This window comes from Clostridium sp. OM05-6BH (genome assembly GCF_003481635.1).
Classification (GTDB): Bacteria; Bacillota; Clostridia; order Lachnospirales; family Lachnospiraceae; genus Butyribacter.
The window spans coordinates 24,958-40,099 of record NZ_QULH01000013.1 but is presented as its reverse complement, the minus strand read 5'-3'; the positions used below and the strand labels follow the sequence as shown (position 1 = coordinate 40,099).

Sequence of the window (15,142 nt, the reverse complement as noted above, 5' to 3'; positions counted from 1 at the left end):
AATAAAAGAGGTTCATTATGTCAGGTACTTTATATTTATGTGCTACTCCAATCGGCAATTTAGAAGACATCACCTTACGTGTTCTTCGCACCCTGCAGGAAGTAGATGTTATTGCGGCAGAAGATACACGCAATACGATCAAATTATTAAATCATTTTGAAATAAAAACTCCAATGACAAGCTATCATGAGTACAACAAAGTGGACAAAGCCGCCTATCTTGTTGAACAGCTTGCTAACGGCAAAAATATTGCCTTAGTTACCGATGCGGGTACTCCTGCCATTTCGGATCCCGGAGAAGAACTGGTCAAACAGGCTTATGCTGCGGGAATTCCCGTCACCTCTCTCCCCGGAGCCTGTGCGTGCGTTACTGCACTCACTCTGTCCGGTTTATCGACCAGACGTTTTGCATTTGAAGCCTTTCTGCCATCTGACAAAAAATTACGCCGTAAAATTTTGGATTCTTTGTGTACCGAAACACGGACAGTAATAATTTATGAAGCACCACATCACTTACGTGCAACTCTTCAGGAATTATTCGCCGCTCTCGGAGACCGCAGACTGACTATCTGTCGTGAATTGACAAAAATTCACGAAAGTGCAATGCAATTTACACTGTCAGAAGCGATTTATTATTATGAGCAAAACGCACCAAAAGGTGAATATGTTCTCGTCATCGAAGGACGCAATATGGCAGATCTCGAGCAGGAATCACGTGATGCCTGGGCACAACTTTCCGTTGACGAACATATGCAGCACTATTTATCCGAGGGAATGGATCGCAAAGATGCTATGAAACAAGTAGCCAAAGACCGCGGTGTCCCAAAAAGGGAAATTTATCAACAATTATTAAATAAAGACATTTAAGTATATATTCTGTAAAAACGGGAAACATGATAAAGTAACAAATGTTATTTTAAAGGAGGTTACTTTATCATGTATGACAAAAAACATCGAATACGAAATTCATATATATTGATCAGCTTGCTTGCAGGTGTCTGTTGGATACTCGCTTTAACTGCCATCTTGTTTCAGTTATCTGATACTTCTGCAAACGCAGGATCTGCGGTCCCCGCCTATTCATCCCACTCCCCTGTATACTCTAATACCAATTTCCGCTTAAACGCTGTTTCAGAACACACCTATGAACTAACCCCGAAAGACTCTGTCAAAACAAATAATAAACTCAATAATTCTGACGCATTCCCAGAAGGTTCCCAGGTTAGATCCTATTTTGCTACTCTGCTTCATGATCCCTCACTTCAATTAGTTTCCTCCCACATAGAAACCAATTATGCAGACTATTATCTGTATAGCACAAAGCTAAATAAACTTGGCTTTCCTGCGTCTTCTTTTGGTCAGAATCTGCATATTGCTGTCACAAAAAACGGACACATATACCTTGCATCACCACAGATCGATTATGACTTTTAATATTAGTGCAGAATACGTTTTTTATGGCAATCACGACGATTTCTTCTGCATCTCATCTCCTTACACAACATGACCTGTACCAATGCATTGTAATATGGATCGTTACACCGTTCTCCACAGATTTTTTGCACCATTCGCCCTATTATTATGCGATCAGGATAGCAGTCAAACATTGGACTTCCATCATATTCCATCTGATCACACATTTCCATTACTTCTAATTGTATCTTTTTGGCTTCCATCGGCATTAAGTACTGATCATCCCATTCTTTTTGTTCTTCTGTTACCTCCGTAAATTCCAGTGGAAATGTCATCATCGTTCCTTTTCCATATTTATGCAGCATAAGATCGATTCTCCTAAATCATTCTTTGCTAGTTATCCTATGCACATTTTTCGTAAATCGTGATAAGTTATGCACATTTTTTGAGTGATCTACACACATTTTCACAATATTTACTTGTTTATGATCCCCAAAATTTAAGAATATGTTCATTGCCTTTTATGGACAAACATCTTATACTATTGTAGTGAATATTTTTTGAAAATGAATTTCAGTTAAGAAAATTGAGTGTGATAGGAACTTTTCCTTATAACATTCAATCTTGAGGAGGATACCATTGAAACATTTATATAAATTTATTGCTTTAGTATTTATTTTTATGATAGGGATTGCTTTTTTCAGCAAAAGTATTCCATCGATTTCCGTAAGTACAACGACTGCAAGCAGCATTCAGGATTCTACATTTCCTATGGTTTATCTGCAGGTAGGAGAATCGTTTATCAATCCACTGCACGGATACAGCAGCGAACTTAACAGCAGCACAGTTCGAGAATCCATCACACCACTGGACACCGGCAAAACTTTTGCCGTGAATATCGCCGAAAACGATTCTAAGATCAAGAAACTTTCTTATGAATTGCGCGATATTGCCAATAATAAATCCATTGAAACCGGAGATATTACTGCCTTTGACAAAAACAAAAAATATAAAGTTGCTACCGTCCACTTAAAAGAGGCAATGGACACGAGTACTGAGTATGGATTCTGCATGACACTTATAACCAATTATAGCAAAAAGATTCATTTTTATACTCGTATAAAATATTATGACAATGACTTTTTCCTATCCAAAAAATTGGACTTTGTAGCGAAATTTCATGCAGCAACTTTTGACCAGGGTAAGTCTCTGGATCTTTCGCAGTATTTAGAGAGTGGCACAAACGATGATTCTTCTTATGAATCCGTTGATATTCATTCCAGCCGCAAGCTTATCACTTGGGGAAAATTAAAACCTAGAAAATTAACGGATGTTGTGCCTACTGTCAAAGAGCTCAACATTGAAACTGCTGCCATCTCTCAGACATACTTTGTGTCTGCCACAACAGCATCCGGTTCTGAGACGTATCAGGTGAAAGAATTTTATCGTGTGCGCTATTCCGGCGGGCGCATATATTTGTTATATTTCAAGCGAACTATGGAAGCAATTTTTGATCCTTCCCTGATTTCAATCAACAAAAGTGAGGTCAAAATTGGTATTTCTTCCGCTGAAGATCTGGATATTACTTCCAGCGACTCCAATAAAAAATTCGCTTTTGTTCGCAATGGCTCTTTGTGGTATTACGATCTCAAAAAAAATGAGCTGAATAATGTATTTAGTTTTGAAACCGGCAACAATGATTATATCCGCGAATACTACGACCAGCATAATATTCGCATACTAAACTTAGACGATGATGGAAATATCAGCTTTGTCGTTTATGGCTATATGAACTGTGGTGATTATGAAGGCCGAGTTGGTATCCTCCTCTATGATTACAGCGTTGCTGATAACCAGATTACCGAGCGTGTATATCTGCCTCTCACCACGACTTACGAGCAGCTTAAAGAAGACTTTGGTGATTTTTGTTATATTAACAACAAAAACATCTTTTACTTCTCGTTACAGGACACGGTATATGCGTATAACATATCATCCAAGCGATATGATATCCTTACACAAAATGCCTCAGCTAATAATTTCTTAATGTTGGAACAGGCTCACTGCTTTATCTGGTCCAATGCATCGGCAAACGGTAACGCAAGCAAGCTGACTATTCTTGACCTTAATTCCTCCAAAGAATTAACGTTAAAGGCTCCTTCCGGCCAAAGTCTGGTTGCCCTTGGAACTATAGACTCTAACGTCGTATATGGATTTGTACGCAACAAAGATATTCACGAATCAACGACCGGTGACATTATTCGTCCCGCTTACAAGCTTGTTATTTCCGACTGTACAGGAAACATTTTACGCGAATACAATACCCGAAATACCTATGTAACAAATGCTGTAGTCGATGGAAATGTCATCCGACTAAAACGACTGAAACGTGTTTCCGGTGCCTGGAAAAAGGCATCTGATGATAGTATCATGAACCAGAAAAATACAGCTGCGCAGGCGATCAAGCTAACTACGCGTATTACCGATAAAGCATTGACCGAAAAATATATTTCCCTGCCAGCCGGTTATGTGATGCAGTCTCTTCCAAAAACTCACGCAACAAAGAGTGTAATGATCACGGAAGATACTACTTTTCATCTTAAAGAAGAAGATACAAACGCCACTAAGAAATACTATATTTACGCATATGGCGGAATTACCGGATCCTATGGCGATGCTTCTAAAGCGATCACTCTCGCTGATGAACAGATGGGCGTTGTTATGGATAGTGATTCTCATATCATCTGGGAACGTGGCGGTAAATTTTTAAGCAAAGAAATTGCCGGAATCACATATCCATCCGGTAATATTTCTACAATAAAAGCAAGCACGCAAATGTTATTGCAAGCCGCTCAAGTAACTACAACAGTCTCCGAGTTAAAAGGATCAACCATTATGAAAATGCTGCGATCCCATCTCGACACTCCGGTAAATCTCACCGGATGTACTGTCGATGAAATACTCTATTTTGTCAGCAGTGAAAAACCTGTCATTGCGATGGAAAGCAGCGGACACGCCGTCCTTATCATCGGCTATGATTCTTCCTCCGTTACTTGGATGGATCCTGCCACACACAGAAAACGCAAAGTATCATTAAATCAGGCAGAGCACATGTTTAAGCAGGCAGGATATGTATTTGTCAGCTATGTCGATTGATATCGAAATCTAAATTGATCTATAATTTCCAAAAGCTCTACGCAGATTTTGCGTAGAGCTTTTTAACTCAAACCTTACTCATTAAAAACTGCTATCGGGTCACATATTACTTACTAATGCTCCCCATACCTAAAGTTACTGTTCTAACCACATATTGTGTATTATGTCAAGAACAAAGAGTCGCTTGCGACTCTTTCGCGCTCGAGCGGTGCTGTTTGCAGTCACAGCATAGTGATTACTACGCTAATGCGGAAAAAATTTAATATAATATTTTTTGTGTATTTAAACAAACATATGTTGCGTTTTTTGTAATGTTTGTCAATAGACAACTTCTTATTATTTCATTACAATACTCATTACTCACAGATTTATATTAACTTGCATTACAAGAAAGGAGTCTCTATGCAGTATATACAACAACTATTGTCTCGAATCAACCTTCTATATCTTTGTCCCTTTGTTCAAAAGATATTGCACCTCTCGCTCATACTCTGCCTTGTGGCACTTACTCCGATGTCTGCCTATGCAGCTGGTGACTCTCTCACTTCTTCTATTTCTCTTTCATTCAATAGCACAAAGAAGTTTCAGTTAGAAGCCTATGAACATTTTTATGCCTATTACACCGTGCCGTCCTCTTACTCCCGCACCAAAAATACGCTTTCTGTTACAGTTAGTAATCTCTCTAATTTTTCCATCTCCGTCATGAATAGCGACGGATCCTCTATATCCACCACAAGAAAGAAAAATATCTTATATTTCAAGAACAATGCTTTTATTGCAGAAAACCGCTATTTTATAAAAATTCATAATCAGCGTAATATACGTTCTGCCGGCTCTATTAATATTCGATACACCACCGATACAACTGCTTCTCCCAAAACAAGCCACAAAGACGCCACCAATATTGCGTCCTCTCACAAGCGACATCAGCAAAAAAGCACTAAGAGCTCTTCTTCCCGGAATGCCAGCCGACAGAAAACCACTAAGAGCTCTTCTTCCCGGAATGCCAGCCGACAGAAAACCGCTAATAACTCTTCTTCCCGGAATGACAGCCGGCAGAAAGCCACTAATAACTCTTCTTCCCGGAATGACAGCCGGCAGAAAGCCACTAAGAGCTCTTCTTCCCGGAAAGGAAAAACGGCTGCTACGAATAATGCGTCCACCTCTTCCAAAAAATATATATCTTCCGGCACCACTCTTTCCCCTGTTACTCCAGCCATACACTATATTCGGCTCAAGAAAGGAACTTCTATCGCATTAGCAGAAAGAATATACACAACCGTCCCAAATCATCCCATTTCGTTTACACCCTCTTCCTCGTCTCTTCATATCACCGACGGTATCGTGTATGCAACCTCTGCCGGATTGTTTTATATTATTATTCAAGATGGATCTTATTCTTCTTCATGTACCGTAAAGGTTGATCCTTGAACTGTTACTGCCATAAGGTTACGTATTCCTCTTCCTAACTCAAACTTCGAATGTGCGAAGTTTGAATTCCTAGGAAATAACAATAGATGGCTAAAACCTTTTCCATAACATGATAACTATGTGATCAAATAATAACTCAAAAAGGAGCACTTGATATGATACACTTCAAACTCGATTCCAACTGGAAAATATTATCTGTAATACGTTGTTCTAATAGTCATGCAACGCTGTCCGTGCAGCATATTTACTCTGGAGAAATTAAAGTTTTATCCATATATGCCAAAGAACACTTTCAACACAAACTTTATTTTGACATATCCCACATTAAGCACAGACATCTATTGCCAATATCACAAATACAGTTAAAGCATGGATGGCGTCTTGTCTATTTTCCAATGCTCACGCCTCTTAAAGACTATATTCGTTCAAATGCACTTTCCTTGTCGGATATCCTATCATTAGCTCACCAACTATGCTCTGCATTGGAAATTCTCCACCAGCATAATATATTACACTTGGATGTGTCTCCGGATAATATCTTTGTGGATTATGATGGTTCTTTTGTATTAGGTGATTATTCCTCGTCCAGATATGTTTTTCAAAACAATTGGGATAATTATTTCACGCCACATTTTGCACCTCCTGAATATCAGCTTTTCAAGCCATCCATTCAATCGGATTTGTACAGCTTTGCCGTTCTCCTATTTGGTTTGCTTCACAATGGAATGATTCCGGATAATATTGCCTCTTTATCTCTCTCCGATTACGCTGATTATCAGAAAAAGATGGAAACTCATGGAATTTCGTATCCAATGGAATTATATTCTTGTTTTCAAAAAGCACTTCACACCGATGTTCATCAACGTTATCACGATGTTACTAGTTTTGTAGATAATTTAGAACAATTATTGCATCCTCTATTGGCACTTTCCTCCTATCATCTCCAATTAATTAAAGTTACGGAACCATTCTTCAATATTCGCACCACATCTCTAGCCAAGTCGTCCTTAAAGGATGCCAATTGTCCCAAAAACACAGCTAATTCGCCATTTCATTTTGCGAAGCCACACATAACTCTCCCGATAAGGTTCGACTTTAATCGAAGGCAAAGACCGGTTCGATCACCTAAATTTCAATTTTTTAAATTTTCTTGTATTCACAAGATTCTAGGAATATCGATCTGTTGTGCTATTGTCCTATTATTTTTTGTCGGGAGCAGATTATTACATCCTTTTCGAAATCAAACCTCACAAAATACATATCCGGAATCCGAAACCGAACATAACTTTTCAGCAAAAACAGCATCCGGCCCTTCCATCGAAATTTTAGACATTAGTAATAAGCAAGCATCTACTATTGCTGAATTATGTAACGAACAGATGTTAGAGCAAAACTGGTCCATCCTCTACGGTGAAAATAACAGGTTTTCTTCAGTTGATGAACTCAGTGACTTTTCTAATACAAAGCAATTATTTCTTAGTGGAAATAAAATTTCATCCTTAGAACCATTAGAAAACCTCACCACCCTGGAAACTTTAATTATATCCGATAATAGTTGCACCGATCTTCTTCCGATCAGTAACTTAAAGCAACTGAAAGTTTTAGATTTGTCAGGCAACCAACAATTAGCATCCATTGATTGCCTTGCCTCTCTGACAAAACTTCGAATACTTATCCTTTCGGATACATCTGTCGACCCCGCAAGTATCAAAAAGTTACAAGTTTCTCTCCCCACCTGTAACATTATTTACTGACAATATCAATACCAAGCATTGTGCATACGCAAGCTGCCATTATCATCATTAGCACTTTGCATTTCATACGCAAGCTGCTATTTACCGTTATTATTAACACTGCGCACACTGAAACAGATTTTTCTGTATATAGTGTGCAGAATTGGAGGATCTTATGAACACACTATTCAAAAAAACAGGACGACTTTTTCTATTATCATTGCTGCTATTTTCTATTGCATTTCATAATAATGCTTCTGCACAGGCAAAGCAAAAAAAACCGCAGATCAAGTCATTTTCTAAAAAATTATTTGTTGGAAAATCTTATTATGTAAAAGTCAAAAATCGTCCCAAAAAATCGACATTATCTTATTCGTTAAGTAAAACATCTCGTGCCAAGATCAACAAAAAAACAGGGCAATTAACCACTCGTAAATCTGGCAAAATCACCATACGTGTACGCATTAAAATTAAAAACAGGAAATACAAATCACTCCATAAATCTGTCCAAATTTACGAACAGACTAAAACATCAAAAATTTCTGGCAAATTCTTGCCAAACGCCACTATTAAAACTCGTACAGCAATCAACCCATGGAATCACTCTATTGTGTTATACAGCAGTCGTATATTGTTGCAAAAAGAAGTAAGCAGTTCCAAAATCACTTTAACCGGAAAATCAAATTCCACCACACCTAAACTACAGGCACACTTCGATTCATTATCTTCTGATGGCAAAAAAATAACATATCAGCTTGACAAATATAGTGAAGAAAAATTATGTCCCGGAAATGGTTCAGCAAACGGTGTTTATAAAATTACCGCACCTTTTCTTTCTAAGCCTCTTTCCATAAACTATAAAGAACGTCTAACTCCAAACAAAGTACAGGGATTTGTTTTTGATAGTGAGCAACGTCCTATTTTTGGTACAACAGTATCTCTTTGCTCAATCAACGATCAAAATAGAATCACGAAAAATATATCCTCTGCAAAAACTGATAAAAATGGTCATTACTGTATTTCCGACATTCACTCCGGACAATACATCATCGCTTTTCAAAAGGACGAATATATTACTTCCTATTCTCAAAAATTTAATCTTTCACAAACTGTTTTATGTCAAAACATTACTCTAAAAAAGAAGCAACTTCGTCTTTCCTGCAAAATAGCTAATGCTAAACAAAATATGAAAGGTGTTTCTGTTTCTCTGAAAGATGAATCTAACACTGTCTTGACCTCTGGTCTGACAGACAGTAACGGCATGATCACGTTCTCTTATAACACGAATATTTCTCGTAAAAACTATACCAAAATCACGTATAAAGATACTATTAAAGAAAGTATTTATTGCAATAATACTTTGCCGGATGCCTACACATCATCGCAGATAAAACTTTCTTCTTACACCCCTAATAAATTATATTATTTGGAAGTTTCACCTGCTTCTCCTCTCTCCGATGATCGACTGTCATATAGTAATTACCAAACAATTTCCATTTCTTTCTGTCCTAATAATAGTACATCTGAACAATTATTTATAGACTGCAATTTATCAGAGATCCCCACCACAAAGATTAAATCGTTGTATGCAAATACGGACACAATATCTTCTTATATAAACACTGATTCTACAATAAATAACTCACAGGGAAGCTTTCGAACCTGTTTATATCAAGAGGATGGCTGTCAGATTACATCAACAACTATCCCCTTTGTCAATCTATCATTTTCCTCTCATCAAGTACAATTGACCAATGCACTAAATTCCTTTTTTACTACCTATAATATCTGTCTGCCGGATGGAAAATACTATATTTCCATTCAGCCGCTTAATGAGGATCATTCTCCCATAGCAACAGCATTTCTATCAAAGATCTCTATTACCAATAATACTATTTGTCCTACCTCTGCCTTTTTTCAAAAGGGTGTTTCGAAAACAGCAATATTGTATGGTAATTTTACGAACAAGGTCTATTCCTCTCTTCCTTATACACTGTACCAAAAACAGGACAATAAATGGTTTGCACTTACCTCGCTCCAAAGTTCTTCATTTGAACATATTTCCGATCAATCTTATCGTTCCTCCATATCACTTCCTGTCCTAGAAATCGGACAGCAATACAAATTGTGCTCTAGAAATCCCTACATCGATTTTGTTGATTCTGCCGAGATTAATACAACATGGAATTTCAATAATACTACTTCCAATCTGCAATTTAAGTGCCAAGAAGTATTAGCATCCTCCCATACTGCAACACTACACCACCACAATATAAAACAAATTATGATTGCAGAAAATGTATTGCTAAATGCGCAGAACAAGAAAGATTGTGTGTTTGTTGATTACGATAAGAATGGAACTATTATATCCGCCTGTTATGTCAATTCCAATGAAGGACATTCTTTTTATGCAAGTTCACATAATATCTTTTTCTTTGATAAAATGGAAACCGGCAAATCCATAAAAACCACTCAGGCCTCTTATAAAAATACCAAGTTTTATTAATTTGGTTCTTACTTCTCACTAGCAGAGGACTTTTACCTCTTATATGCTAGTGTTACTCAATATAACCATCATCTAACGTCCCAATCTCATGCGGATCAGCCTTTTACCTCTTATATGCTTATGTTACTCAATATAACCAATAATTTCAGGTACTACTTGCGGTCTCTTGTCCACAATATCATAAATATCACTAATTTTTTGCACCCCTTGCTGCAGTTTTTCTTTCGAGGAACTATATGCTATTGCAACTATATCCCCTTGTTTCACAGCATCTCCTGTTTTTTTATTAAATTTGATGCCAGCCGTCATATCAATTGGATCATCCTTAACCTCTCTTCCTGCTCCAAGCAAAACTGCAGCTTTTCCGCATTCTTCCGTATTCATTGTTCCAATATATCCGCTATTATTTGCTATTATCTCATGCTGATATATTGCTTTTTCAAATTGATCCGGATTTTCGATATAACTGCCGTCTCCTCCCTGTCTTTCTACCATAAGTTTTAATTTTTCAAGTGCAGATCCATCTGCAATAACTCGCTTTACTTTCTTCATACATTCTTCTTTTGTACCTATCTGTGCCAAATAAAGCATCGTCGATGCTATTTCAACAACTACCGCTATCAAATCTTCCGGACCTCTTCCCTTAAGAGTTTCGATTGCTTCAACTACTTCTAAGTTATTTCCAACCATTTTTCCTAACGGTACATCCATATTTGTCAAAATTGCAACCGTCTTCTTCCCGGCCCCATTTCCAATCGCAACCATTTTTTCAGCCAATTGCACTGCATTTTCTTTATCCTTCATAAAAGCACCACTACCTACAGTAACATCTAAAACAATCTTATCGCTTCCGGCAGCCAGCTTCTTACTCATGATAGAAGATGCTATCAGCGGAATGCTGTCCACTGTAGCCGTCACATCCCTCAACGCATATAGCTTTTTGTCCGCTGGTGCAATATCTGCAGATTGCCCCATAACAGCCAATCCTATTTCATTCACCATATTAAAAAAATCTTCTTCCGCCAAAGCAGTTTTCAAGCCGGGAATTGCTTCTAACTTATCAATTGTTCCTCCCGTAAATCCTAACCCCCGACCACTCATTTTAGCAACTTTTCCACCACACGCTGCAACAATTGGAGCAACAACTAAAGTAACTTTATCACCAACTCCCCCAGTACTATGCTTGTCCACTTTTACTCCCATAATACTTGATAAATCCACAATTTCACCGGATTTTGTCATACAATTTGTCAACGCCAAAAGTTCACGATCTGTCATCCCCTGAAAGTAAACTGCCATCAACCAAGCCGATATTTGATAATCAGGAATTTCATTATTTACATATCCATTGATCAAATACTCAATTTCTGTTTGGTTAAGCTCCAAACCCCTTTTTTTCTTATCAATAATTTCATACACATTCATATTTCTTCTCCTCTCTTTTCATCATCTCTCTGCGTTTCTTGTAAAACCTGTTTTTCTATCTTGTCCTACTCTTGCGCTATTTTATATTTTCTGGCCCAAATCCTTTTGGCAGCAAATCCCTTAATAAGTATGTGATATCATTTTCACCATCTCCTAAAATTATCTCAAAATGATCCGGATCACAGAATTCCATCATGACCTGCAGACAAATTCCACAAGGTGGACATATTTGAAGTGCTCCATTTCGTTGTCCTCCCGCAATAGCAATTCTTGAAAAATGAGTTATTCCATCACTTACTGCTTTGAAAAAAGCTGTTCTCTCTGCACAATTGGTTGCTCCATAACTGGAGTTTTCAATGTTACACCCGGTAATATATTTTCCATCCGTACATTCTAAACATGCACCTACACAAAAATTCGAATAAGGTGCATATGATTTTTTTCTCATTTCTATTGCTTTCTCCAGCATTTCTTTTGCTGTCTTTTTTACCATTGCTCTCCTCCTCATTTTTAATCAACAAATAATAAATTCTAGCTTACATCATTATTCTGCTTTTATTCTAATGTATCATATAATTTCCATTTTAACACTATTTTTATTATTTATAACTCAAACTTTCCATACCACAAATCCTCTACGACCGCATATCGCTTATTATGTCATAATAATTGCCGCAGAACGCAATGTTTTTGCGTGATTTCTTATTTTGTTAGAAAACTTTCAGAATTTTTTTCTTTAATAATGGGTATATTCATGTTATGATTTTACTATAGTATTGGAGAGAATTGTCGATTTTCGATAGTTCTTTCTCGTGTTTTGCATAAAGAAATGAGGTAACTATGAAATTATTAACCGTTACAATACCCTGCTACAATTCGCAGGATTACATGGCAAAGGCAATAGAGTCTGCCTTACTAGGTGGCGACGATGTTGAAATTTTAGTGATAGATGATGGATCTAAAGACGATACTCTAACTATTGCTCAACAATATGAATCCAAATATCCACATATCGTTCGTGCAATTCATAAAGAAAATGGTGGACATGGTTCTGCAGTCAATATGGGAATTGCAAACGCTACCGGACTTTATTTTAAGGTATTAGACAGCGATGATTGGTTTGACAAAACTGCTATGCTGAAGTTAATCAAATTTTTACGTCAGTCAGTAGTAGAATCTATGTCTTTGGACATGATCATTGCCAACTATGTTTATGAAAAACCAAGCGCCCACAAGCGAAAAGCCATCAATTATAATATGGCGATTCCTAAGAATAAGATCATCAGCTGGAGCGACGTAAAACATTTTCGTATGAGTCAAAACTTATTGATGCACTCGATAATCTACAAAACTAAGTTACTACGTGATTGTAACTTGCACCTTCCAGAACACACGTTCTATGTAGACAATATTTATGCATATACGCCTCTTCCATATGTTAAGAAGATGTATTATCTAAATATTGATCTTTATCGTTATTATATAGGTCGAGAAGGACAATCTGTTAATGAAGCAATTATGACCAAACGAATCGATCAGCAAATTAAAGTTACTAAATTGATGATTGATTCACAGGATTTAATGTCGATCCATGACAAGAAATTACGTAATTATATGATGAAATACCTTGCAATGATGATGATCGTCAGCTCTGCTTTATTAGTAAAATCTGGATCCCCAGATAACCTTAATAAAAGAGATGAACTTTGGCATTATTTAAAGGTCAAAAACAAGACAGTCTATCGTATTATTACACATCGCAAACTTGGACTTCCTCTTCAGTCTAAGAATAGAGCCGGTCGCAAGATTATTGTTTGGGGTTATTATTTTTTCAACCGCATTTATAGTTTCAACTAGATTCTGAAGAGTAAAGCATTAAATATTATAGTTTTAAATATCACAGGGTCCCTCATATTTGAGGAACCCTGTGATATAATACAATATTTTATATTAGTCTTCTATTTTATGCAATGGCTTATTTGCTTTTGCCGCCTCTAAAGCTTGCTGTTCTTCTTCTGACAAAATCACAAATGCCTCTCCATTTACAACTTCTTTTGCATACGTATAGCATCCATCTTTTGTACTGTGCATCGAGTTTATAATAAAACCATTATTGTCCTCTGTCAGCAGTACCAATACAAAACTTAACTTTCCACCAATTTCCTTGAAAGCATCATACTTTACTAATCCAATTTTCTGGTATGCTGTAGTCAATTGATTTGTAATTTTTATTATATGTCCATTAATATTTTTAACATCATCCTGCAATTGATCAATCGCTTCAAACTTATCGGAAAATGCCTTTTCCAATGATCTGCCATTTTCTCCTTCCATAAACTGTTTATATTTTTTCCGCAGCAAATGGTTTCTGACCATCATTACAATTATCATGATCAATAGTAATAATACTACACCTGCTAAACCAATTACAACATATCCTATATCAATACCATATTGTTCAAATAAGTACATTTATTTTTCCTCCATTACTTTTGTGTGATAGCCTCAATAATTCTGTCAAAATCATCAGCAGAATAGTACTCGATTTCTATCTTTCCTTTTCCATTATTCTTTTGATTGATTTTGACTTTCGTACCAAGTTTATTTTTCAATTTTTCTTCATACTGCTCATAAATAATCTGTAATTGTTTATTTATTTCTACATCTTCTTTCTTGCTTGGCTTAGGTTCCTCTAACAATTTTTTGACCAGTTTTTCAGTTTCTCGAACTGTTAAATTTCCATCAAAAATTTGCAAAGCTGTTTCATATTGCAATTCTCCGTCTTTAATAGATAGCAATGCTCTGGCATGTCCGCTTTTTATCTTATCTTCAACAACCATTCTTCTTACACGCTCATCTAATTTTAAAAGGCGTAATGCATTCGTAATTGCAACTCGACTTTTTGACACTTTATCAGCGACTTCATCTTGTTTTAGTTTATATTCACTTATTAATCTCTGATATGCTTCTGCTTCTTCAATGGGGTTCAAATCCTCTCTCTGAATATTCTCAATCAGAGCAATTTCCATAATTTCTTGGTCGGTATAGTCCTTAACAATTGCAGGAACTTTTTTTAATCCTGCTAATCTCGCAGCTCTCCATCGTCTTTCACCAGCAATAATCTGATAAAAACCCTTTTTACCTTCTTGAACAATAATTGGTTCAATCAAACCATGCTGTTTTATAGAATCTGCTAACTCTTGTAATGCATCTTCATTAAATTCTTTTCTTGGCTGATTTTCATTTGGCTCGACCTTATTGATGTCAATTTCATTCGTTTCTTTCAAAACTTCTTTGACAACTTCTTTGACAACCTTCTTTTCGTCTTTACCTGTCGAATGTTTTACTTCCGGTATTAAAACATCAATTCCTTTTCCTAATCCTCTAGCCATTTTTTCTCCATTTCTGCACTCTCTAAAATTTCTTTTAATCTTCATGTCAAGAGTACTGTTCATAAAGATTTCTGCAAAATGTTTCAC

General features: G+C 36.6%; 12 protein-coding genes. 7 read left to right on the top strand and 5 right to left on the bottom strand.

The window, feature by feature from the left end:
* Positions 1-17: 17 nt before the first annotated feature.
* Both rsmI and DXB73_RS10650 read left to right on the top strand, forming a co-directional pair.
* On the top strand, positions 18-866 hold the full coding sequence (gene rsmI, locus DXB73_RS10655; protein ID WP_118691123.1) for a 16S rRNA (cytidine(1402)-2'-O)-methyltransferase: 849 nt from the start codon (positions 18-20) through the stop codon (positions 864-866).
* Positions 867-935: 69 nt separating this feature from the next.
* Entirely contained in the window at positions 936-1,433 is a 498-nt protein-coding gene (locus tag DXB73_RS10650; RefSeq protein WP_118691122.1) for a hypothetical protein, read from the top strand.
* A gap of 2 nt (positions 1,434-1,435) precedes the next feature.
* Here the strand turns inward: DXB73_RS10650 and DXB73_RS10645 are convergent, their stop codons facing one another.
* Positions 1,436-1,777, bottom strand: a complete 342-nt coding sequence (locus DXB73_RS10645; RefSeq protein ID WP_022024729.1) for a hypothetical protein — start codon at positions 1,775-1,777, stop codon at positions 1,436-1,438.
* A gap of 274 nt (positions 1,778-2,051) precedes the next feature.
* On the opposite strand from DXB73_RS10645, the gene DXB73_RS10640 reads away from it, so the two are divergent.
* From DXB73_RS10640 to DXB73_RS10625, 4 genes are all read left to right on the top strand, one after another.
* Positions 2,052-4,568 (top strand): papain-like cysteine protease family protein, encoded by a 2,517-nt coding sequence (locus DXB73_RS10640; RefSeq protein WP_118691121.1) that lies wholly within the window; start codon positions 2,052-2,054, stop codon positions 4,566-4,568.
* Between the two features lie 402 nt (positions 4,569-4,970).
* Positions 4,971-5,999: a hypothetical protein gene (locus DXB73_RS14405; protein ID WP_147354479.1), complete on the top strand. Its 1,029-nt coding sequence runs from the start codon at positions 4,971-4,973 to the stop codon at positions 5,997-5,999.
* A gap of 155 nt (positions 6,000-6,154) precedes the next feature.
* On the top strand, positions 6,155-7,753 hold the full coding sequence (locus tag DXB73_RS10630; protein WP_118691119.1) for a protein kinase: 1,599 nt from the start codon (positions 6,155-6,157) through the stop codon (positions 7,751-7,753).
* 154 nt (positions 7,754-7,907) lie between these two features.
* A complete protein-coding gene (locus DXB73_RS10625) occupies positions 7,908-10,238 on the top strand; it encodes a hypothetical protein (RefSeq protein WP_118691118.1) in 2,331 nt (776 codons plus the stop codon).
* A 123-nt stretch (positions 10,239-10,361) separates the two neighbouring features.
* Here DXB73_RS10625 and DXB73_RS10620 read toward each other — a convergent pair whose 3' ends face one another.
* Entirely contained in the window at positions 10,362-11,663 is a 1,302-nt protein-coding gene (locus DXB73_RS10620) for a thymidine phosphorylase (protein ID WP_118691117.1), read from the bottom strand.
* A 76-nt stretch (positions 11,664-11,739) separates the two neighbouring features.
* The gene (gene cdd, locus DXB73_RS10615) at positions 11,740-12,156 is read right to left on the bottom strand and encodes a cytidine deaminase (protein ID WP_118691116.1); all 417 of its coding nucleotides are present in this window, start codon (positions 12,154-12,156) and stop codon (positions 11,740-11,742) included.
* A 347-nt stretch (positions 12,157-12,503) separates the two neighbouring features.
* Between cdd and DXB73_RS10610 the strand changes: the two genes are divergently transcribed.
* Positions 12,504-13,520, top strand: a complete 1,017-nt coding sequence (locus DXB73_RS10610; protein WP_118691115.1) for a glycosyltransferase family 2 protein — start codon at positions 12,504-12,506, stop codon at positions 13,518-13,520.
* A 93-nt stretch (positions 13,521-13,613) separates the two neighbouring features.
* Here DXB73_RS10610 and DXB73_RS10605 read toward each other — a convergent pair whose 3' ends face one another.
* Positions 13,614-14,135, bottom strand: coding sequence for a DUF4446 family protein (locus DXB73_RS10605; protein ID WP_118691114.1), 522 nt, complete (start codon positions 14,133-14,135; stop codon positions 13,614-13,616).
* Positions 14,136-14,149: 14 nt separating this feature from the next.
* The gene (locus DXB73_RS10600; RefSeq protein ID WP_347474590.1) at positions 14,150-15,142 is read right to left on the bottom strand and encodes a ParB/RepB/Spo0J family partition protein; all 993 of its coding nucleotides are present in this window, start codon (positions 15,140-15,142) and stop codon (positions 14,150-14,152) included.

Bases quoted from the DNA above. Each gene is read 5' to 3' on its own strand.
- rsmI (WP_118691123.1), top strand. From the start codon at position 18: ATGTCAGGTACTTTATATTTATGTGCTACTCCAATCGGCAATTTAGAA.
- DXB73_RS10650 (WP_118691122.1), top strand. From the start codon at position 936: ATGTATGACAAAAAACATCGAATACGAAATTCATATATATTGATCAGC.
- DXB73_RS10645 (WP_022024729.1), bottom strand. From the start codon at position 1,777: ATGCTGCATAAATATGGAAAAGGAACGATGATGACATTTCCACTGGAA.
- DXB73_RS14405 (WP_147354479.1), top strand. From the start codon at position 4,971: ATGCAGTATATACAACAACTATTGTCTCGAATCAACCTTCTATATCTT.
- DXB73_RS10630 (WP_118691119.1), top strand. From the start codon at position 6,155: ATGATACACTTCAAACTCGATTCCAACTGGAAAATATTATCTGTAATA.
- DXB73_RS10625 (WP_118691118.1), top strand. From the start codon at position 7,908: ATGAACACACTATTCAAAAAAACAGGACGACTTTTTCTATTATCATTG.
- DXB73_RS10620 (WP_118691117.1), bottom strand. From the start codon at position 11,663: ATGAATGTGTATGAAATTATTGATAAGAAAAAAAGGGGTTTGGAGCTT.
- cdd (WP_118691116.1), bottom strand. From the start codon at position 12,156: ATGGTAAAAAAGACAGCAAAAGAAATGCTGGAGAAAGCAATAGAAATG.
- DXB73_RS10610 (WP_118691115.1), top strand. From the start codon at position 12,504: ATGAAATTATTAACCGTTACAATACCCTGCTACAATTCGCAGGATTAC.
- DXB73_RS10605 (WP_118691114.1), bottom strand. From the start codon at position 14,135: ATGTACTTATTTGAACAATATGGTATTGATATAGGATATGTTGTAATT.